Source organism: Hoeflea sp. EC-HK425 (genome assembly GCF_902498795.1).
In the GTDB taxonomy this organism is placed as follows: domain Bacteria; phylum Pseudomonadota; class Alphaproteobacteria; order Rhizobiales; family Rhizobiaceae; genus Hoeflea; species Hoeflea alexandrii.
In genome coordinates this window covers 1,056,688-1,078,052 of record NZ_LR701572.1, presented here as the reverse complement: position 1 = coordinate 1,078,052, position 21,365 = coordinate 1,056,688, and the positions used below count along the sequence as shown (strand labels likewise).

The window sequence follows — 21,365 nt, the reverse complement described above, 5'->3', positions numbered from 1 at the left end:
CGGGCAGAATCACTCGACGATGGCAACCTGCTTGTAGACAGTGCCGTCAACGACGAACTTGCCGATAAATCCGGCCACATCGCCGTTCTCGTCGAAGTCGTAGCTGCCGCCGGCACCATCGTAATCGATGTCCTTGCCTTCGGCGATCAGTGCCTTGGCCTTGGCCCACTCACCAGGACCAACCTTTTCGCCCGGAGCCGAGGCGACGGCGCGCAGTGCTTCGGCCATCTTTGTGCGGTCGGCGGAACCGGCCTGCTCGACGGCGAGCAGCGCCAGGAAGGTGGCATCATAGGTCTGGTCGACAAACGGCTTGTCAGCTGGCTCGTTGTAGGCCGCGGTGTAGAGTTCGTGCAACTTGGCCTGGTTCGGGTTGTCGGCCGGCGAGGTCGGCGCCGAGAAGAACGAGGTCGCCAGCGCTTCCGCGCCGATATCGGAGATCAGGGCTTCATCGCGAAGACCGTCGGTGCCGATGAACCTGGTGAACAACCCGCCTTCGATCGCCTGCTTGACGATCTTCCCGCCGGAATCACCGGCATAGGCGACCACCACCAGCGCGTCGCCGCCGGCTTTCGACAGCGTTGCCAGTTCGGAACGGTAGGAGTTCTTCTTTTCCTCATGCTTGACTTCGGCCACGACTTCGCCGCCGAGCGCCTTGTAGGCCTCGACGAAGGTGCCGCCGATGCCGACGCCGTAGTCATTGTTGACGAAGGTCACGGCGACTTTCTTGATGCCCTCATCAAGCACCATCTTGGCCAGCACCTGACCCTGGAAGTTGTCGGACGGCACGATGCGGTAGAGCAGGTCATTGTCCTGGATGCCGGTCATCGCCGGCGAAGTGGCAGTTGGCGAAATCTGCACCACGCCGGCCGGAATGCCTGCGGCTTCGGCCGAGGCGATCGTCGTGCCCGACATCAGCGCACCCATGATGATCGGCACATTCTCGACGTTGATCAGCTTGCCGGCGGCATCGACCGCGCCCTGCGAGGAGCCGGTGGTGTCGCCATAAACCGCCACGGCCTGACCGTCGAGCAGTCCGCCCTGTTCGTTGACCTGGCTGAAAGCCAGATTGGCCGCGTTCTGCAGCGGCGGAATGAAGCTCGCGATCGGACCGGTGATGTCCATCAGGACTCCGACTTTGGTGTCGGCTGCGAGAGTTGACGCGCTCGACGCGAGCAACGCCGCAATCGCCAATGCATATGTTGTTTTTTTCATTGTTCTGCTCCCATTGAATTTGTGTGCCCTATGCTATGTGAGCGCCTCGCGGGCTTGATCAAAAACGCTCAGATTTCTTCAACGACCTGTGTTTCAAACGATCCGGGAAGCGAGACTTCCAGCAGTTGCAGATCGCCGCTCGGGTCACTGTAGCGCGTTGCCATGCGCGGTGGAATGACAAAAGCATCGCCTTTTTCAAGACGATAAGGCTCCTTGCCCTCGCCTTCCAGCACCATGGTTCCCGACATTACGAAATTGAACAGGATGTCGCCCTCGTGCCGGGTCCAGACCGGCGAATGCATGCCCAAAGACCGCGCCACCATGACCGACGCGACACCCTTGGTGTTCTCCTTGATGGTCGTGTCGCGGGCTTCAAAACCGGGAATCCTGAACGGTGTGAAGACGCCGTCCTTGGCCAGGCTGTGGACGAAGCGTTGGCCGTCCCATTCCCGGTCCGGCCGCTCATGCGGTGTCGGCAGTTCCATCGTGTGATCGATTTCGGTGACATGTTCGGCCGGAACGCCGATCTCGATCACCTCTATCCCGTCCGCCGCATGCAGCACCTTGTGGCGGATCTGCGGTGGCTGGATGAAGCAGTCGCCGGCATGCAGCCGGCGGGTTCCGCCCTGATCCTCATAAAGCACGTCGACCCAGCCATTGATGCAGAAGATCAGCTGGAAACCCACCTTGTGGAAATGCACCATGTCGGGCACCGGGCCGTCAGGTACCCGGATATGCGAGGCGATCATCGCGCCGCCGAGCCGGGTCGGGATCAGGTCGCGGTATTCCATCCCGGCACGGCCTATAATCCAGGGCGCCTGGTCGGCCAGCCTGCGAACCACGAAAGCGTGTTCGGTCCGTGGCAGCACCATCGGTGGATTGAGTTCGTCGATCTCGATGCGGGTGCCGTTCGGTGCAACCAGCTCGCGCTTGCCCCCGGCGAAGCCGTCGGGATCATCGGTGAGGATACGCAAAGTGCCCGGCGCCTCCGGAGCGCCCTTCTCGATGCGGATCCTCAGTCCATGGCCCGAGAGAACCGCCACTTCCGGGTCATCCGCCGGATAGATCATGTCGAGACGCATCTTCAGCGTCTTGGTGTAGAATGGCAGGTCGTCCCTGAGTTCCGAAGTCGGCAACCTGATTTCTGCGCGCGTATCCAACCTGCTCTCCCAATTTCAGGCAAACCGTCATGGTGGTGGTTTCGGGATCAGCCTAGCCCGCCCACCAGAGGCAGTCCAAGACTATCGAACCGAATGGATATTTCAAGGCTGAAATATCTCTCCCGGGCTGCCCCGACCGCCTTCTACAACTCGGTCCGCACACGCCAGAGTTCGGGGAAAAGCTCGACATCAAGCATCCGCTTGAGATAGCTCGTACCGCCGGTGCCGCCGGTGCCGCGCTTGAGCCCGATCACCCGTTCCACGGTGGTCACATGGTTGAAGCGCCAGCGCCGGAAATAGTCCTCGAGATCCACCAGCTTCTCGGCAACCTCGTAGAGCGCCCAGTATTTTTCTGGCGCCTCGTAGATCATTTTCCAACCCTCAGTCACCCCGTCATGCAGCGCGTGGGTCTGCCGCACGTCGCGGGAAAGCACCTCTTCGGGCATGGCGATGCCACGCCGTGCCGCGAGCCGGATCGCCTCGTCGTACAGGCTCGGTTCGCTGAGCTCCGCCTCGAGTTTTGCATACACACCGGGAACATGCGCATGCGGCCGCATCATCGCGTGATTGCGGTTGCCGAGCGCGAATTCGATCATCCGGTACTGATAGGACTGGAAACCCGAAGATTGCCCCAGCTTGCGCCGGAAATGGGTGTAATCGCTCGGCGTCATGGTCCTGAGCACGTCCCAGGCCGAATTGAGTTGTTCGAATATCCGCGACACCCGCGCCAGGGTCTTCATCGCCGGCTGCAGCTGATCGGCGCGGATTGCCGCCCGCGCCGCGACGATCTCGTGGATCGCCAGCCGCATCCACAATTCCGATGTCTGGTGCTGAACGATGAACAGCATCTCGTCATGCGCATCGGTTCGCGGATTCTGCGCCGAGAGGACCTTGTCGAGACAGAGATAATCGCCATAGGACATGCGCCCGTCGAAATTCATCTCCGCACCCTCGGCGGAAGGATCGTAGTCCCGGGGCTCGCTCATGTAACGGCTTTCCGTTGCTTGAATTCGGGGCGATCCCATTCGCCGGTGGCGATGATCTCGCAGAGCACCGCTGCCGCATGGCTGACGTCTTCGGCCGTGTTGTACAATGGGCAAAATCCGAACCGCATGATGTCCGGCGCCCGGAAATCGCCGATGATGCCGCGCGCGATCAGCGCCTGCATCGCCGCATAGCCTTCGTGGAACCGGAACGAGACCTGGCTCCCACGCGCCTGCGGGTCGCGCGGACTGGCAAGCACCACATCCTTGCAGCCGGCCTCGACTTCCGAGATAAACTGCTCGGAGAGCTCGATGGAGCGCGCGCGGATATCAGCCATTTCGACACCGTCGAAGGCGTCAAGCGCCGCGTCGAGCACCGCCATCTGGATCACCGGTGGAGTGCCGACCCGCATCCGGCTGACGCCCTCGCCCGGACGGTAGTCGAGATCGAAGGCAAACGGCGCCTGGTGCCCGAGCCAGCCCGAAAGCGCCGGACGCACCTGGTCTATCAGGTCCGGACGGACATGGATGAATCCGGGCGCGCCCGGGCCGCCATTGAGATATTTGTAGGTGCAGCCCACCGCGATATCGGCATTGCAGCCGGTGAGATCGACCGGCAGCGCGCCGGCGGAGTGCGCCAGGTCCCAGATCATGATGGCGCCGGCGGCGTGTGCCTTGTCGGTGATCGCCTTCATGTCGTGTACCCGGCCGGTGCGGTAGTCGACATGGGTCAGCATCACAGCCGCCACGTCTTCGGTGATGTTCTCCGCCACCGTTTCCGGGTCGACGACCTTGAGCTCATGCCCCTGCTTGAGGCTCTTGAGCAGACCGTCCGCCATGTAGAGGTCGGACGGAAAATTGCCGTTGTCGGACAGTACGATCTTGCGGCCCGGACGCATCTCCACCGCCGAGGCCACGGCCTGGTAGACCTTGATCGACAGCGTGTCGCCGACCACCGTGCTTCCGGCCGGAGCCCCGATCAGCCGGCCGATCCGGTCACCCAGACGCGCGGGCAGATCCATCCAGCGGGCCTTGTTCCAGCCGGTGATCAGCATCGGCCCCCATTCCTCGGCCATCGTTGTGCGCGCGCGGTCAACCGCTGATTTCGGCAGCGGCCCGAGCGAGTTGCCGTCAAGATAGGTGATGCCTTCCGGCAGGTCGAAGAGATCCCGCTGCGTCTGGAAGCTGCTCATGGTCTCACGCGTCCTTTGCCGATTTGCCGATTTCCGCGGTCGCCTCGATCTCGATCATCGCCTCGTCCTCGATCAGCCCGGCAACGACGATCACCGACATCGACGGAAAATGCCGGCCCATGACCTTCCGGTAGGCGGCACCGACATCCTTCTGGCGCGCCATGTATTCCTTCTTGTCGGTGATAAACCAGGTCAACCGCACGATATCCGTGACTTCACCTCCGGCCGCGTGAACGATCGCCACGATGTTGGCCAGCGTCTGCTCGAGTTGGCCGACGAAATCGTGGTGTTCGAACACCTGATCCTTGTTCCAGCCAATCTGGCCGCCTGTGTACAGCCGGGAGCCGTCGACCAGCATGCCATTCGCATAGCCCTTCGGCTTTTCCCAATCCGGCGGATTGATGGCTTCTATCATTTTGAAAATCCTCGTTTATGTCCTGGGAAACTGGGCTCAGGCGTCGCCGGTGCGAAGCCGGAAGCGCTGGATCTTGCCGGTCTGGGTCTTGGGCAGCGCGTCGACGAAGACGACCGACCGGGGATACTTGTAAGGGGCGATGACGGCCTTCACGTGATCCTGCAACCGCTTGGTGGTTACCTCGTCGTCGGCGACACCGGCCTTGAGCACGACATGCGCCTGCACGATCTGCCCCCTCGCCTCATCGGCGACGCCGATCACCGCGCACTCGGCGACATCCGCATGTGCCAGAAGTGCCGCCTCGACCTCCGGGCCGGCAATGTTGTAACCGGCGGAAATGATCATGTCGTCACTGCGCGCGGCGAAATGGAAGAAGCCGTCGGCATCCTGTGTGAACGAATCCCCGGTGAGGTTCCATCCGTCGCGGACATATTTCTGCTGCTGCTCCGGATCGGCAAGGTAGCGGCAGCCGGTCGGCCCGCGCACCGCCAGCCGTCCAACCTCGCCGCGTGGGACTTCGTTCATGTCGCCATCGACGATCCGCGCCTCGTAACCCGTGACCGGAAGCCCGGTGCAGGCAGGTTGCGAGTTCTCGAACCGGTTGGAGATGAAGATATGCAGCATCTCGGTGGCACCAATCCCGTCAAGCATCGGCTTGCCGGTCTTGGCCATCCATTGCTCATAGACCGGCCCCGGCAGGGTCTCGCCGGCCGAAACCGCGGCCCGCAGCGAGCTGAGGTCCGCTCCCTCTTCCATCGCCGCCAGCATGGCGCGATAGGCGGTCGGCGCGGTAAAGCACACGGTCGCCTTGTGGTTCTGGATGATCTCCACCATGTTGGCAGGTGTCGCCTGCTCGAGCAGCGCCGCTGCCGCGCCGAAGCGCAGCGGGAACACCGCCAGGCCACCAAGCCCGAAGGTGAAGGCCAGCGGCGGCGAGCCGATAAACACATCCTCGGGCGTAACGCCGAGCACTTCCTTGGCGTAGCCATCGGCGATGATCAGCATGTCGCGATGAAAATGCATCGTCGCCTTCGGCATGCCGGTCGTGCCCGAGGTGAAGCCCAGGAGCGCCACGTCATCACGGCCGGTCTTCACCGTCTCGAAGCGCACCGGCTTGGACAGCGCCAGCCGGTCGAGCTCTGCATCGTGGTTAGCGGTGCCGTCAAAGCCCACCACCTTGGTGAGGAACCGGTTTTCCTTGGCACAGGCGACCATCTCGTCCATCAGCCGCGTGTCGCACAGCGCCAGCGAGATCTCCGCCTTGTCGGCTATCTTGGAGAGTTCGACAGCGCGCAGCATCGGCATGGTGTTGACGACCACGGCACCTGCCTTCGTCGCCGCCAGCCAGACGGCCACCATCGCCGGATTGTTGGCCGAGCGGATGAGAACCCGGTTGCCCGGCTTGACGCCATAATCCTCGACCAGCACGTGGGCGATGCGGTTGGTCCAGTCGGTCAGTTCCTTGTAGGTCCTGATCCGACCATTGCCGATCAGCGCGGTGTGGTCGCCAAAGCCCTTTGCCACCATTGCATCAGTCAGCTCATAGCCGCAATTGAGCCATTCCGGATACTCGAAACCTTCAAGCGGCATATCTGGCCACTGATCGGCTGGAGGCAGGTTGTCGCGTGTGAAGCTGTCGATATGGCCCGATGGTCCCAGCACGTTACACTCCTTTGGAATTCGCCAATGTCTGCCGTGCAATCACGACCTTCTGAACATCCGAAGCGCCTTCGTAGATCCTGAGCGCACGGATTTCGCGATAGAGGCTTTCAACGATGTGGCCCTTGCGCACCCCGTCGCCGCCGTGCAGTTGCACCGCCTTGTCGATCACATCTTGCGCGTGGTCGGTAGCATAGAGCTTCGCCATCGCCGCCTCGCGGCTAACGCGCGGTGCCCCCTGGTCCTTGAGCCAGGCCGCACGGTAGACCAGCAGCGCCGCCGCATCCACGTCGAGCGCCATGTCGGCGATGTGACCCTGCACCATCTGCAGATCGCTCATCGGCGCGCCGAACAGCTCCCGCTCGCTGACGCGGTCGAGGCTTTCATCGAGCGCCCGGCGGGCAAAGCCCAGAGCGGCCGCGGCAACCGTGGACCGGAACACGTCGAGCACCGACATGGCAATGCGGAACCCGTCGCCCGGATTGCCGATCATCGCCGATGCCGGAATCCGGCAATCGTTGAAGGCAAGCCGCGCCAGCGGATGCGGCGCCACCACTTCCAGCCGTTCGGCGATTTCCAGTCCCGGCGTATCGGCAGGCACGATGAAGACCGAGAGCCCCTTGGCACCCGGCGCCTCTCCGGTACGGGCGAAAACGCAGTAGACATCGGCAATGCCGCCATTGGATATCCAGGTCTTCTCGCCATTGAGAACGTAATCACCGCCATCGCGCACCGCCGTCATCGCCATGTTGGCGACATCCGATCCCGAAGCCGGTTCAGACAGCGCGAAAGCCGAAAGCGCCTTGCCGGCACGGGTTTTCGTCAGCCATTCCGATTTCTGGTCCGGCCTGCCGAACAACGAAATGCAGCCGGTTCCCAACCCCTGCATGGCAAAGGCAAAGTCGGCCAGCCCGTCGTGCCGGGCCAGCGTCTCGCGCAGGATGCAAAGGCTGCGCACATCGATTTTCGACCTCTCGTCTTCGGGGTCCACCGCGGAGAGCTTGAGCCAGCCGGCATCGCCCAGCGCCTTGACCAGCGCCTTGCAGGTCTCATCGACATTGGAATGGTCGAGATCGGCCAGTTCCTTCCTGGCCCACGCATCGACGCGATCGGCCAGGTCGCGGTGGACCTCATCGAAGAACGGCCATTGGAGAAAACTGCGGTCAGACATCAGTTACCCTCGAACACGGGTTTCTGTTTCGCGGCAAAGGCCTCATAGGCGCGGCGGAAATCCTGGGTCTGCATGCAGATCGCCTGAGCCTGTGCCTCGGCCTCGATCGCCTGTTCGATGCCCATGTTCCATTCCTGCGCCAGCATGGTCTTGGTCATCATGTTGGCGAAAGTCGGCCCGTCGGCGATACGCTTGGCCAGCTTGCGCGCCTCGTCCTCGATCTCGGACGCAGCCACGACACGGTTGTAGAAACCCCAGCGTTCACCTTCCTCGGCGCTCATCGAGCGACCGGTATAGAGAAGATCGGCAGCCCTGCCCTGGCCGATGATCCGCGGCAGGATGGCGCACGCGCCCATGTCGCAGCCCGCAAGCCCGACCCGATTGAACAGAAATGCGGTCTTGGCTTCCGGCGTGGCCATGCGCAGGTCGGAGCACATGGCGATGATCGCACCTGCTCCGGCGCAGACGCCGTCAACGGCCGCAATCACCGGCTTGCCGCAACCGATAATGGCCTTGACAAGGTCACCGGTCATCCGGGTGAACTCCATGAGGCCCTTCATGTCCTTGTCGAGCAAGGGACCGATGATCTCGAAGACATCCCCGCCCGAGCAGAAATTGCCGCCGTTCGAACCAAAGATCACCACCTTGACATCATCGCGGTAGACCAGTCCGCGAAACCAGTCGCGCAGTTCGGCATAGCTTTCAAAGGTCAGCGGGTTCTTTTTTTCCGGACGGTCCAGCGAGACCTCGGCGATGCCGTCGGTCAGGGTCAGTCGGAAATTGACGGGGGCGTCAGTCGGCATGGGTTCAGTCCTCTCCCTTGGTACTCTTGCGGGCGATGCATTCGAGCTGATCGGACAGATGCTGAACCTCGGAGACATTGATGCCGTCGAGAAGGCTGTCGATCCAGGCTTCGTGGCTTGCCGCCATCGCCTCGAACTGCTCCCGGCCCGCCTTTGTCAGCCGCACCGTTGTCGCGCGGCGGTCATTGTCCACCGGTATCCGTACCAGGATTCCGTCATCGACGAGCCGGTCGACAATACCGGTGACGTTGCCGTTCGAAACCCTGAGCACGCTCGACAGTTCGCTCATCTTCAAGCCCTGCTCGATACGGTACAGCGCCGCCATCACGTCGAAGCGCGGCAGCGTGGTGTCGAAACCGGTGCGGAAATTCTCGCGCAACTCGGCCTCGACATGCTTGGTCGCCTTGAGAAGCTTCAGCCAAAGACGCAGTCTCGCCTTTGACGCCGCTGCGTCCTTTATGCCGGTGTCGGCCATGCCCGACCGGCTTGCCAGATTTTCACTCATGTCTCTCCCCCCGATAGCGAGATCGCCTGACCGGTCACGGAAGCAGCCGCATCACTGCAGAGCCACAAGACCGTTTCGGCGATTTCCTCCGGCTGTATGAACCGTCCCTGCGGATTGACATCGCGCAGTGACGCCTCCGCCTCCTCGCGCGATCGTCCGGTTTTTTCCACAATGTTGTCAATTGAGCGATGCAACATCGGCGTTTCGGTAAAACCCGGACAGATGGCATTGACCGTCACACCGGTCCTGGCGAACTCCTGTGCCAGGCTGCGAACCAGGCCGACAACGCCGTGCTTGGCCGCGCAATAGGCGCTGACATAGGCATAGCCCTTCAACCCGGCTGTGGAGGCAATGGCGATCAAGCGGCCGGGCTGCGCCCGATTCATCTTCACAAATGACGCCTGAAACGTATTGAAAACACCGGTCAAATTGACATCCAGCGTGGCACGGAACAAGGCCGCATCAGTGCGCTGGAACGGCGCGCTCTCAGCCGACCCGGCATTGGCGATGACAATCGTCGGCGCCCCGTTCTTCTCGACGGCTTCGGCAATCGCGGCCGCCATGGCGTCCGCATCCGTCACATCGGCGGAAACCGCTATGATCCGGTCATCCTGCGCCGCCAGCACCTCAAGCGGCGCCAGCCGCCGACCGATCGCGGTGACCCGCGCCCCCTTGCCCGCAAGCGCCAGCGCGATCGCCTCTCCGGCGCCCGATCCGGCACCGGTGACGATCGCATGATGTCCCATCAGCTCGGCCATGGTCAGACCTTGCCGAGCATCACGTCGTTGCGTTCCGCCAGCCGCCACATCTGGTCGCGGCCGGGATGATACGGATCAGGCCATTTCTCGTCATGGTCGCCAAGCGCGCTCGCCGCATGCAGCGTCCAGTAGGGATTGGAGAGATGCGGACGGGCAAGGCAGACCAGGTCGGCACGTCCAGCCATCAGGATCGAGTTCACATGGTCGGGCTCGTAGATGTTGCCAACGGCCATGGTCGCCATTTGCGCTTCATTGCGGATCCGGTCGGCAAAAGGTGTCTGGAACATGCGTCCATAGACCGGCCTTGCGAGCTTCGAGGTCTGGCCCGCCGAAACGTCACAGATGTCAACGCCGGCTTCCTTGAGCATGCGGGCGATATCGACCGCGTCCTGCGGGGTGACGCCATCCCCCTCAACCCAGTCGCTGGCCGAGATACGCACGGAGATCGGCTTGTGCTGCGGCCAGGCTTCGCGCACCGCGTGATAGACCTCCAGCGGATAGCGCATGCGGTTCTCGAGGCTGCCGCCATATTCGTCGCTACGCCGGTTGGTCAGCGGCGTGATGAAGGACGACAGCAGATAGCCATGCGCCATGTGCAGCTCGATCATGTCGAAACCGGCGCGCTCGGCCATTTCGGCGGCGGCGACAAACTGGTCGCGCACCTGATCCATGTCCTCGCGGGTCATCGCCTTGGGTGCCTGATTGTCGGACGACCAGGCAACATCGGAGGCCGACATCAGCGGCCAGTTGCCCTCCTTCAGCGGCGCATCCATGATTTCCCAGCCGAGCTGGGTCGATCCCTTTGCCCCGGAATGGCCGATCTGCATGCAGACCTTGGCTTCGCTTTCGGCATGGATGAAATCGGCGATCCGCTTCCAGGCTGCTTCATGTTCCGGGGCATAAAGCCCGGGACAGCCCGGCGTGATCCGGCCTTCAGGCGATACGCAGGTCATCTCGGTGTAGACCAGGCCTGCGCCGCCCTTGGCGCGCTCGCCGTAGTGAACCAGGTGCCAGTCGGTCGGGCATCCGTCGACGGCCTTGTACTGCGCCATCGGCGACACCACGATCCGGTTCTTGAGCTCCATGTCGCGCAATTTGTAGGGTGCGAACATCGGCCGCCGAACCGGGGCCTGGGAGGAGACCTCGGCCTGGGTCTGGAACCAGCGCTCGGCATCCTCCAGCCATTCCGCATCGCGCATGCGCAGGTTTTCGTGGCTGATGCGTTGCGAACGGGTCAGAAGCGAGTAGTTGAACTGCACCGGGTCGAGGTGGAAATAGCGCTCGATTTCCTCGAACCACTCCATCGAGTTGCGCGCCGCCGACTGCAGCCGCAGCACTTCCAGTCGCCGCTCGTCCTCGTATTTGTCGAAAGCCTTCTGCAGCGTTGGTTCGGAGTGCAGGTAATTGGCCAGCGCGATGGCGCTTTCCAGCGCCAGCTTGGTGCCCGACCCGATGGAAAAATGCGCCGTTGCCGCAGCATCGCCCATCAGCACGATGTTTTCATGGCTCCAGCGCGCGCACAGCACCCGCGGGAACCGGATCCAGGCCGACCCGCGAATGTGGTTGGCATTGGTCATCAGGCTGTGGCCGCCAAGATGCTTCGCAAAGATCTCCTCGCAGGTCGCTATCGTTTCCTGCTGGCTCATCTCGCCGAAGCCATAAGCCTGGAATGTCTCCTCGGTGCATTCGACGATGAATGTCGCGGTCTCGTAGTCGAACTGGTAGGCATGCGCCCAGATCCAGCCTTTGTCGGTTTCCTCGAAGATGAAGGTGAAGGCATCATCGAACTTCTGATGCGTGCCCAGCCAGACGAACTGGCACTTTCGCACATCAATCTCGGGCTGGAACTTGTCAGCGAATTCGGTGCGCGTGTGCGAGTTCAAACCATCCGACGCCACCACCAGGTCGAACTCCTTGGCATATTCGGAGGCACTGGCCACATTGGTCTCAAAGCGAAGCTCGACGTTCAGTTCTCTGGCCCGCGCCTGAAGCAGCAGAAGCAGTTGCTTGCGGCCGATTCCGCAAAAACCGTGACCGGTGGATACCGTCTTGGTATCCTTGAACAGAACCGCGATGTCATCCCAATAGGCAAAGTGCGCCCGGATCGATTCCGCGCTGACCGCATCATTCTCCGCCAGATTGTCGAGCGTCTCGTCGGACAGCACGACCCCCCAGCCGAACGTGTCATCAGGCCTGTTGCGCTCGATGACAACAATCTCGTGCGAAGGATCGCGCAGCTTCATCGAGATCGCGAAATAGAGACCGGCAGGACCACCACCAAGACAAGCAATTCTCATTTTTCGCACCTCCAGACCGGTTTTCACTGACAGCAATCCTACGCCTGAAGAATTATATTTCAAGCATAAAATTTTAAGACTGAAACAAAATGGGATGTCGGGAGCTCACTGGGCCGTGCGCAACAACGGACGCCCGTTTTGCCGACTCCGCCGCCGCCCGAGAAAACCCGGCGGACGGGATCCGGCCAGGCCACATCCCCCTAAGTCAGTTAGCGGGAATTTTCGGCAGGTCAATGCGCTCCGAATGGAGCGGACGCCTTGCGATGCTGCCACTTCAACTCTGACTCAGGGCAGCTGTCAGCCGTCCGATGCCGTCATCGGTCGTCAGGAAGCCCGGCGAGCATCTCAGAATGGCGCCGCGCGCGTCTGCAAACACGGAGACTGATCGCAGGTGCGCAAGCAACGCCTGCGCAGCGTCCGCGTCGGACAAGCGGATCATGACGCTGCCACCGCGCCTGGCTGCATCCCGCGGCGAGGCCAGCTCAAGACCGGCCGCGTCGGCAGCGGCGATGATCGCGTCACACTGGGTCCGGTTCTTTGCAAGCTGTTGGCCCCAGTCCTGCGCCGCATGCCATTCAAGTGCAGGCACCGAAGCCACGCAAGCCATCACCGATGGCGTACCATTGTCGAAACGGCGGATATCCGGCGCATAGGCAAACGCGTTGATGTCCCAGGAGAATATGTTGTCCTGACTGAACCAGCCTCTCAGGCTGGGCTGGCAGCGCGCGATCACATCGGGCATCACCTGCAGGATGCCGCCACCGGGCGATCCACACATCCATTTCAGGCTGGTCGAGATCGCAAAATCCGCGGCCACCGCCATGCAGTCATAGTCGAACAGTCCCGCAGCCTGGGTGATGTCGACCCCGATGAGCGATCCCTGCTTGCGGCCATGCGCCACAAGCGCCTCGAGATTGCAGCGGTTTGACGAGGTGGAGCTGACCCAGGTCAAGAGCGCCAGCCCCACTTCCGGACCCCAGGCGGCGATGACATCCTCATCCTCGACCCAGTTTGCACCTTCACGCAGTTGCACGGTGCGCAACTCGAAACCGTATCGTTCGGCAAGGCCGGTGAGCAGGAAATGCAGGCTCGGAAAACAGTCGCCCGCCACCAGCACTACCCTGCCCTCAAGATCCTCGCGCGGCAGCGCCATGATCAGGGCCGCCAGCCCCGAGGTCACGTTCTCGGTCGTTGTCAGTGACGCAGACGGCGCCTTCAGGAGTTGGCTCCACAGATCGATGAACCGCTGCCGTTGCCCCAGCGCGTAGCCCCACTGCTCGTCATTGGGCGCGCCCCAGCATTCGGCAAAAGCAGTCAATGAGGCCGCCATATCACTGGCCTTGCCGGGATACTGCCCGATGGAATGATAAAGCAGATAGCCGTCGCCCTCGGCGCGCCCGCTTTCTGTTCGGCCTGTCTGGTCTGTCATTTCAGTCTCCCCGGACCACGCCGTCCCGGCGTTCCCTGGCCCTTTACGATGTACAACATCTTCATGTTTGGCGAACGCCGGTCTACCAGCCGGCCTGCTGCGGGTCGGGCAGCGGAATGGCGTCGAGCAACTCACGCGTATAGGCCGCCTGCGGCGCATCGAACACGTGGTCCACATCGCCATACTCGACGATATTGCCCCGTTGCAGCACCATCACATGATCGCACAGCCGCCGGATCACCGACAAATCGTGGCTGATGAAGGCCAGCGTCAGCCCCAGTTCCTTGACCAGCTCCGCCAGCACATTGAGCACCTGCGCCTGCGACGACACATCCAGCCCCGAGACGATCTCGTCGGCCAGGATGAATTCCGGTTTCAGCGCGATGGCGCGCGCGATCCCGACCCTTTGGCGTTGTCCACCCGACAACTCGTGCGGATACCGGCTCCGAAACCCGCGCGGCAGGCCGACATGATCGAGCGCATCGTCAACGCGCCCGGTTACATTGTCAAACCCGTGCATCTGCAGCGGATCGGCGATGATCGCGCCGACCCGCCGGCGCGGGTTGAGCGACGACATCGGATCCTGGAAGATCATCTGCATGCGCCGCCGGATCGGTCTGAGCGCATCCTCGCTGAGATGGGTGATGTCACGACCATCGAACTCGATTGCGCCCGCAGTGGGCTCGATCAGCCTGAGCAGCGCGCGGCCGAGCGTCGACTTGCCTGACCCCGAGCCTCCGACGATGCCGAGAACCGAACCGCGGCTGATGTCGAGATCGATACCGTTGAGGATACGGATCATCGGTGCCTTGCCAAACAGCGGTTTGGCCGCCATGTCCGGCAGGGCTACTTCGAGGGAACGGGCCGAAAACAGGATGTTCTCCTTCGGAGCCGCATCGGCCATGCCGTTCTTATCGACCATGACGCCACTCCTTGTCGGCGGCCAGGACCTCGGCTGCCACCGCCTCTATCACGGATTCATCGACGGGCAGCAGCGACGCATCCGGATCGGTGTATTTCGGCGTCGCCGCCAGCAATGCCCGGGAATAGGCATGTTTCGGACCTTTGAAAAAGTCCGGAACGCTCGAGTTTTCGACGATCTTGCCGCCATAAAGCACCGACAGCCGCTGGCAGACCTTGGAGACGACCCCGAGATCATGGGTGACGAACACCATCGCGGTGGAATGCCGTTCCTGCAACTCGCGGATCAGCCGCAGGATCTGCTTCTGCACGGTGACGTCCAGCGCCGTTGTCGGCTCGTCGGCGATGACCAGCTTCGGGTTGGCGGCAAAGGCTGAGGCGATCAGCACGCGCTGGCGCATGCCGCCCGACAACTCGTGCGGATAGCTGCCCATCACCCGCTCCGGATTGTCGATATGCACCTCGTTGAGCAGTTCCATGGCCCGAACCCGGGCATCCGCCTTGCTCCAGCCAAGGATATCCACCAGCCGGCTGGTGATCTGCGGCTCGATCCGCCGCGACGGATTGAGCGCGGTCAGCGGATCCTGCGGGATCAGCGCCGCGGTGGCGCCGATTAAGCGCCGCCGGTCCGCCGGTTTCATCTTCTGCAGATCCTGCCCGTCGAGCAGGATCTCGCCCTCGATGATCGAGATGGCCGATGGCAGGATGCCCAGAATGGCCTTGCCGATCATGCTTTTGCCGGCGCCGCTCTCGCCCACCAGGCCGAGCACCTCGCCGGTGTCGATGGAGAACGAGACCGATCTGAGCACCCGCTGGTCAAAGCCGTGCAGCGCCGCGGACAGATTGTTGACGGTCAGAAACGCGCTCATCGCAGCACCGGGTCGAAGCGGTCCTTGAGCCCCTCGCCGAACTGGCTGAAGGAAAGGACAGTCAGGAACAGAACGCCGAGCGGGAACGCCAGCACCCACCATGCCTGGTAGATCGAGGTGCGGCCCTCGGCGATCATTCCGCCCCAGGTCGGCGCATCGGTGGAGATCGACAGGTTGACGAAGGACAGGATCGCCTCGACGATCACGGCGATGCCCATTTCCAGCGTCAGCAGCGCGACAATGGTCGGCAGAACGTTGGGCAGGATTTCGCGCCACAGGATATCGCGCCGCGGCCGACCCGCGACGATGGCGCTCGAGACATAATCCATCGCCGACTGGTTCATCGCCTCCGCCCGCACCACCCGGCAGAACCGGGTCCAGTCAATGACCACGATGGCGATGATGATCGAGGTCAGCCCGGTGCCGAGCACGGCGATCAGCAGGATCGCGAACAGCACCGGCGGGAAAGCCATCCAGATGTCGACCAGCCGCGAGATCACCACATCGACCCAGCCGCGCATGTATCCCGCAAGCAGGCCGAGCATCGATCCGACGATGGCCGTCGCAAGGCCGGCCACCAGCGCCACGGAAAAGGCAATCCGCGCGCCGTGAATGAGGCGCGAGAGCACGTCGCGACCGAGACTGTCGGTCCCCAGCAGATAGGCCGGATCCGAACCGTTCATCCAGAACGGCGGCAGCCGCCCTGCAAACAGGTCCTGCGCCAGAGGATCGTGCGGGCTGCTCAGCGGTGCGAACAGCGCGAGCAGCGCCATGACGCCTAGCCAGGTGCCCGACAGCCAGAGCCGCGCGCCGAGCCGCCGCTTGATGGAACCGCGGCCGTCAAGCATGACGCAGCCTCGGATTGAGAAGGGCATAGGTCATGTCGACAACCAGATTGATGATGGTGAACAGCAGCGCGAAGACGATGACGATGCCCTGGATCAGCGGCAGGTCGCGGTTGATCACCGCATCGATCGCCATGTTGCCGAGCCCCTCGTAGGAAAACAGCCGCTCGATGATCACCGTACCGCCGATCAGGAAAGTGAACTGCACGCCAATCAGCGTCAGCGTCGGCAGAACCGCGTTGGGCAGCGCTTCGGACAGGATGACATGGTTCTCGCTGTAGCCCTTGGTCCGCGACAGCGTGACGTAATCGAGATGCATGGTTTCCTTGAGCGACTGCTTGAGCAACTGGCTGATGATTGCCGCAAGCGGGATCGCCAGCGCTAAGGCCGGCATGAACATGTGCTTGAGCAGGTCCCACCACAGATCAAAGCGCAGCCGCACGATGCTTTCAAACACATAGAATTGCGTGACGAACGGCAGGTCCAGCGACGGCGAGATCCGCCCCGAAATGTGAAACACCGGCATCAGCACGCCAAACAGCACGATCAGGATCAGCGCCCAGAGGAAATCCGGGATCGAAAGCCCGACGCCGTTGGCAACATCGATCGCCGTTTCCGTGCGCGTCTCGCGGTGCCGCACCCCGGTCAGCGCCATTGCGCCGCCGATCACGACGGCAATGACAAGCGCGAAGATCGCCAGTTCGAGTGTCGCCGGCAGCCGTCCGAGCACCAGCGGCATCACCGGCTGGCGCAGCGAGATCGATGTGCCGAAATCGCCGTGGAAGACCCCGGTCAACCAGATCCAGAACTGCTCGAAGATCGTCTTGTCGAGCCCGTAATGGGCGGTCAGACGGGCAATGTCCTCTTCCGATGCGCCGGGAGGCAGCATCATGGCGATCGGGTTTCCCGGCACCACGCGGATGACGAAGAACACCACCACCGCCGCCCCGATCAGCGTAACCGACATGGTCGCAAGGCGTAGGAGAATTGCGCGCAACAGTTTCAAGAGAAGATGTCCTGCAAGAAGGGGCCGCCACCCTCAGGCGGCGGCCCGTGCATGTGAAAGAGGCTTACGAAGCCCGCTTCATAAGATGCGGCAGCAGAGCGCCCGAGGCATGCGGCGTCACCGCCACGCCATCGGCGTGAAGGATCGGCTGTACATACTGCAACAGCGGGATCACCAGTGCATTGTCGGCAATGTACTTGTCGACGGACTTCCAGCCTTCGATGCGCTTTTCCTCGTCGGCTTCGCCCCAGAGCGGCCCGATCATGCCGATCAGGTCCTCGCCGTCCCACACCGAGTGCGGCGACGGGCCGAACATGGCAAAACCGGTCGACGTCGTCGGATCCGCAACCGAGTTGCCCCAGTTGTAGAACGCGGCAGGTGCCAACTGATCGGCGGCGCGCAGCTCGTAGTGCTTGGCGATCTCGTAGACTTCGATTTCCGCCTCGATGCCGATCTTTCGCCACAGGCCGACGATCGCCTGGATCATCTCGTAATCCTTCGGCTTGAAGCCGCGCGTCGTCTGGATCTTGAACTTCACCGGGTTTTCCGGCGAATAGCCGGAAGCCGCCAGCAGTTCCTTGGCCTTCTCGGGGTCATAAGGAACCTTGATCGAGGCGTCATAGGCCGAGTACTCCGGCGTCTGCAGCGTGTCGATGGCAACACCATAGCCCGACAGCAACCGGTCGATGATCAGCTGCTTGTCGATCGACATCGCGGCCGCCATGCGCACATTCGGGTCCAGCATCGCATCGATATCGTTGAGGAAGATCATGCCGATATCGGAGATCGGCGCATCGGTGCCGGCGATACCGCTGCCGCCCTTGAGACGGTCATACTCCTCGTAGGGCATTTCCAGCGTCACATGCGCATTGCCCGATTCGATTTCGGCCACGCGCGAGGCGGCGTCGGTCACGAACTTGATGGTCACCGTCTCGAAGTCCGGCTTGCCGCCCCAGTAATTCGGGTTGGCCTTCAGACGCACGAACGCGTTGCGCTCGAACTTGTCGACCATGTAGGGGCCGGTGCCGATCGGAGCGGCTTCGAAGCCTTCGGCGCCAACCTTTTCGTAATAGGCCTTGGGCAGCACGTAACCGGTGAGGAAGTACATCCACTTGAAGATCGTCGGCTCGAAGCGGGCGACGTCAGCTGTCACCACATTGCCTTCGGCCTTGATGTTGGCGAGCGTCGACCAGATGAACTGGATCGGGTTGCCGGTGGTCTCGTCGGCTGCACGGGTCAGCGACCAGGCAACATCCTCGGCGGTGAACGGCGAACCGTCATGCCATGTGACGCCTTCGCGGACCGTCATCATGATCTTGGTCTTGTCGTCGTTCCAGCCCCATTCAGTCAGCAGGCCGGGTGCCGGCGACAGATCCGGCTGCTGCAGGATGAACTGGTCGAAGACCGACTGGTAGATGCCCTGGATGGTCGGGTTGACCGCCGACGGACCAACGGTCGGATCCCAGGACGGCAGGTTGACGTTGTAGGCAATGACAAGTTCTTCGATGCCCTGGGCAAGCGACGGTCCGGCAAAGGCGGTGATCGCCATTGCCGCTGCCGTGCCCTTGAGCACCGTGCGACGCGAAATCTGTTTCATGCTGTTCTCCCTGTTTTTTGGGTGTTCATTTCCCGCCCAGTTTCTGGGCGAGCATATAGCCTGCACCCGCCCCGGTGCCCGCACCCGGCCAGACACTGGCGCCGGTGAGATGCAGGCCCTCGACGGGGGTTTTTCCCGTGGCGTGGCCGAGAGCCGGCCGGAACAGGAAATTCTGTGAAAGATGATGGCTGCCGGCCACCTGGTCGCCTCCGACCAGGTTCGGGTTGTCGGCTTCCAGATCGAGCGGGGACACCACCGCACGGCCAGTGATCTTCTGCCGGATTCCCGGCGCATGCCGCTCGATGATATCGAGAGCCCGCTCGGCATAGATCTCCTTGACCCGTGCCCAGTCGGTTTCCGTGATCTTTCCGGCCGCATCGCCGCGGATTTCTCCAGGCACCATGCGCACCTGAACCCACAGCACGTGCTTGCCGTCGGGCGCCCGGCTCGGATCGACCGTCGTCGGCTGGCCCACCACCAGCACCGGATCGTCGGGCAGAAGGCCTGCGACCGCCTGCTGGTAGGTGCGCGCCATCTGGTCGAGCGACGGCGCGATGTGCACATAGGCGAAAGATTTCAGCTCATCGCTCGCGGTCCAGTCCGGCAGGCCATCGAGCGCCAGGTGGATCATCATGGTTCCCGGCGCATGAACAAAGCCGGTCATCTTGCGGTCAAACCCGGCATCCCCGGATTGGCCCTCGATCAACGACATCAGTCCGCTGGGCGCCACATTGGCGATCACCGCCTTGTTGGCCTTGATCCTGGAACCGTCAGCAAGCTCGATTCCCGTCGCCTTGCCGCCTTCCCGGACGACCCGTGTCACTTGGCTGCCACAATGGACAGCGCCGCCCGACGCCTCGATCTTCGACACCAGCGCCCGCGTCACCGTGTCGGCGCCGCCCTTGCCGATGACCATGCCGAAATTCTGGTTGGCCATCGATTCAAGATACGGAAACACCGCGCCGCCGGCCATGTCGGGCGCGAAATCGAGATGCATGCCCCATGCCGCCATGGTTGCGCGCACATGCTCGGACTCGAAGGTCTCCGACAGCCATTTGCGTGGCGACGAGAGCAGCATGCGCACCAGATCGGCCGTCCATGCGAAGCCCTTGCGGAACAGCGCCTTGGCCAGCAGCTTGCCTTGTACATGCATTTGCATGGGATTTCCGAGCAGCGCAAAAACATATTCCGCCGTCCCGGGGAACTCGGCGCACAGCCGGTCCCAGGCCTTGGCGTCGGCCTCGGAGAAAGCGGCGATGCGGGCCCGCGTCTCCCCTGCCCCGGTGCTGACACCCATCCACCGGCCATCATCGAAAACGCTGGCAAAACAATGCGTAGCAGGCGCGAACTCAAGCCCACGACTTACCAGATCCTCTCCGTAAGCCTTGAAAAAGCCGGATCCGCCAAAGAGGCTGAGGTTCATTGCGGCCCAGTCATGGCGGAAGCCCGACTCGGTCAGCTCCAGCGTCTTGACCGCGCCACCCGGTACCGCCGCCTGCTCGAACACACCGACCCGCCAGCCTTTGGCGCCCAGGTGAACCGCGCAGGCAAGACTGTTGATCCCGGCGCCAACAATTATCGCGTCATAGTCACTTTGCACGGCAGTCGTTCCCCATTCACGATTTATAATTGCAAATGCATATTATTTTGTCTAGCATCTATTTATCGCAGAACGGCGGCCTGCAACCGAGCCGCACACACAAACAGGGCACCGCCAGAGGAGGGTCAGTCATGAACGCTGCAGAAACACTGGGTAATCTCGCCGCAATGCTAATCGAGGGTAAGGTTGAGGTCGTCGACCTGTCAGGCCGGCTTGGCCCCGACACTCCCCTGCTCCAGTTGCCCGAAGATTTCGCCAAGAACACACCCAAGATCGAGATCCACAAGATCTCCGAATACGACAGCGACGGCCCCTTCTTTGCCTGGAACTGGCTCAAGCTCGGCGAACACTCCGGCACCCACTTCGATGCGCCGCATCACTGGATCACAGGCAAGGACTTTGCCGACGGTTACACCGACAGCATTCCGCCACAGAACTTCGTGGCACCGGTCAACGTGATCGATTGCTCAGCTGAAGTGGCCAAGAATCCCGACTTCCTGCTCGATGCAGCCGGCGTCAAGGCATGGGAAGCCAAACATGGCGAGATCAAAGCCGGGGAATGGGTGGTGATGCGTTCTGACTGGGATTCCCGCGCAGGCGATGAGGCAGCCTACCTCAACGCGGATGAAACCGGCCCGCACTCACCTGGCCCGACCGTTGATTGCATCCAGTACATCCTGTCAAAGGGTGTCATTGGCTGGGGCAACCAGTGCATCGGTACCGATGCCGGCCAGGCAGGCGGAATGGAACCGCCCTACCCGGCGCACAACCTGCTGCATGCGGCCAACAAATACGGCCTCGCCTCGCTCGCCAATCTCGACAAGCTTCCTCCAAAAGGCGCAATCCTGATCGCTGCGCCACTCAAGATCGTCAAAGGCACCGGCAGCCCGATCCGCGCCATGGCTTTGGTCGCTCGCAACTGAGGCAAACCCTACGCCGGAG

The 21,365-nt window shown here is 62.3% G+C and carries 19 protein-coding genes; 1 reads left to right on the top strand and 18 read right to left on the bottom strand.

Annotated features, from left to right (window positions below; translation table 11 throughout):
- Positions 1 to 9 precede the first annotated feature (9 nt).
- From SPHINGO391_RS07840 to SPHINGO391_RS07755, 18 genes are all read right to left on the bottom strand, one after another.
- Positions 10 to 1,212 carry an ABC transporter substrate-binding protein gene (locus SPHINGO391_RS07840; RefSeq protein ID WP_152008304.1) on the bottom strand — a complete coding sequence of 401 codons (1,203 nt, stop codon included), beginning with the start codon at positions 1,210 to 1,212 and terminating at the stop codon, positions 10 to 12.
- Positions 1,213 to 1,280: 68 nt separating this feature from the next.
- Positions 1,281 to 2,372 carry a cupin domain-containing protein gene (locus SPHINGO391_RS07835; RefSeq protein ID WP_152008303.1) on the bottom strand — a complete coding sequence of 364 codons (1,092 nt, stop codon included), beginning with the start codon at positions 2,370 to 2,372 and terminating at the stop codon, positions 1,281 to 1,283.
- Between the two features lie 143 nt (positions 2,373 to 2,515).
- Complete coding sequence (gene kynA, locus SPHINGO391_RS07830) at positions 2,516 to 3,358, bottom strand: tryptophan 2,3-dioxygenase (protein WP_152008302.1); 843 nt, start codon at positions 3,356 to 3,358, stop codon at positions 2,516 to 2,518.
- Positions 3,355 to 4,548 (bottom strand): kynureninase, encoded by a 1,194-nt coding sequence (gene kynU, locus SPHINGO391_RS07825; RefSeq protein ID WP_152008301.1) that lies wholly within the window; start codon positions 4,546 to 4,548, stop codon positions 3,355 to 3,357. Before kynU ends, kynA begins: the two co-directional genes overlap by 4 nt.
- Positions 4,549 to 4,552: 4 nt before the next feature.
- Positions 4,553 to 4,963, bottom strand: coding sequence for a RidA family protein (locus SPHINGO391_RS07820; protein ID WP_152008300.1), 411 nt, complete (start codon positions 4,961 to 4,963; stop codon positions 4,553 to 4,555).
- Between the two features lie 36 nt (positions 4,964 to 4,999).
- A complete protein-coding gene (locus SPHINGO391_RS07815) occupies positions 5,000 to 6,625 on the bottom strand; it encodes an AMP-binding protein (RefSeq protein ID WP_152008299.1) in 1,626 nt (541 codons plus the stop codon).
- Between the two features lies 1 nt (position 6,626).
- A complete protein-coding gene (locus SPHINGO391_RS07810) occupies positions 6,627 to 7,793 on the bottom strand; it encodes an acyl-CoA dehydrogenase family protein (RefSeq protein WP_152008298.1) in 1,167 nt (388 codons plus the stop codon).
- Entirely contained in the window at positions 7,793 to 8,596 is an 804-nt protein-coding gene (locus SPHINGO391_RS07805; protein WP_152008297.1) for an enoyl-CoA hydratase family protein, read from the bottom strand. The genes SPHINGO391_RS07810 and SPHINGO391_RS07805 overlap by 1 nt, the downstream gene beginning before the upstream one ends.
- A gap of 4 nt (positions 8,597 to 8,600) precedes the next feature.
- The gene (locus tag SPHINGO391_RS07800) at positions 8,601 to 9,101 is read right to left on the bottom strand and encodes a MarR family transcriptional regulator (RefSeq protein WP_244615142.1); all 501 of its coding nucleotides are present in this window, start codon (positions 9,099 to 9,101) and stop codon (positions 8,601 to 8,603) included.
- Entirely contained in the window at positions 9,098 to 9,859 is a 762-nt protein-coding gene (locus SPHINGO391_RS07795; protein ID WP_152008296.1) for an SDR family oxidoreductase, read from the bottom strand. The genes SPHINGO391_RS07800 and SPHINGO391_RS07795 overlap by 4 nt, the downstream gene beginning before the upstream one ends.
- A gap of 2 nt (positions 9,860 to 9,861) precedes the next feature.
- Positions 9,862 to 12,156 carry a bifunctional salicylyl-CoA 5-hydroxylase/oxidoreductase gene (locus tag SPHINGO391_RS07790; RefSeq protein ID WP_152008295.1) on the bottom strand — a complete coding sequence of 765 codons (2,295 nt, stop codon included), beginning with the start codon at positions 12,154 to 12,156 and terminating at the stop codon, positions 9,862 to 9,864.
- Positions 12,157 to 12,430: 274 nt separating this feature from the next.
- Entirely contained in the window at positions 12,431 to 13,585 is a 1,155-nt protein-coding gene (locus SPHINGO391_RS07785; RefSeq protein ID WP_152008294.1) for an aminotransferase class V-fold PLP-dependent enzyme, read from the bottom strand.
- Between the two features lie 82 nt (positions 13,586 to 13,667).
- Positions 13,668 to 14,507 carry an ATP-binding cassette domain-containing protein gene (locus SPHINGO391_RS07780; RefSeq protein ID WP_244615141.1) on the bottom strand — a complete coding sequence of 280 codons (840 nt, stop codon included), beginning with the start codon at positions 14,505 to 14,507 and terminating at the stop codon, positions 13,668 to 13,670.
- Entirely contained in the window at positions 14,497 to 15,375 is an 879-nt protein-coding gene (locus tag SPHINGO391_RS07775; RefSeq protein ID WP_152008293.1) for an ABC transporter ATP-binding protein, read from the bottom strand. Before SPHINGO391_RS07775 ends, SPHINGO391_RS07780 begins: the two co-directional genes overlap by 11 nt.
- Complete coding sequence (locus tag SPHINGO391_RS07770; protein ID WP_152008292.1) at positions 15,372 to 16,223, bottom strand: ABC transporter permease; 852 nt, start codon at positions 16,221 to 16,223, stop codon at positions 15,372 to 15,374. Before SPHINGO391_RS07770 ends, SPHINGO391_RS07775 begins: the two co-directional genes overlap by 4 nt.
- Positions 16,216 to 17,226: an ABC transporter permease gene (locus SPHINGO391_RS07765; RefSeq protein WP_280177924.1), complete on the bottom strand. Its 1,011-nt coding sequence runs from the start codon at positions 17,224 to 17,226 to the stop codon at positions 16,216 to 16,218. The genes SPHINGO391_RS07770 and SPHINGO391_RS07765 overlap by 8 nt, the downstream gene beginning before the upstream one ends.
- Positions 17,227 to 17,290: 64 nt before the next feature.
- Positions 17,291 to 18,823, bottom strand: coding sequence for an ABC transporter substrate-binding protein (locus SPHINGO391_RS07760; protein WP_152008291.1), 1,533 nt, complete (start codon positions 18,821 to 18,823; stop codon positions 17,291 to 17,293).
- Between the two features lie 25 nt (positions 18,824 to 18,848).
- Positions 18,849 to 20,423, bottom strand: a complete 1,575-nt coding sequence (locus SPHINGO391_RS07755; RefSeq protein WP_152008290.1) for an NAD(P)/FAD-dependent oxidoreductase — start codon at positions 20,421 to 20,423, stop codon at positions 18,849 to 18,851.
- 131 nt (positions 20,424 to 20,554) lie between these two features.
- Here SPHINGO391_RS07755 and SPHINGO391_RS07750 point away from each other — a divergent pair, with 131 nt between their 5' ends.
- On the top strand, positions 20,555 to 21,346 hold the full coding sequence (locus tag SPHINGO391_RS07750; RefSeq protein ID WP_152008289.1) for a cyclase family protein: 792 nt from the start codon (positions 20,555 to 20,557) through the stop codon (positions 21,344 to 21,346).
- The last annotated feature ends 19 nt before the right edge of the window (positions 21,347 to 21,365 follow it).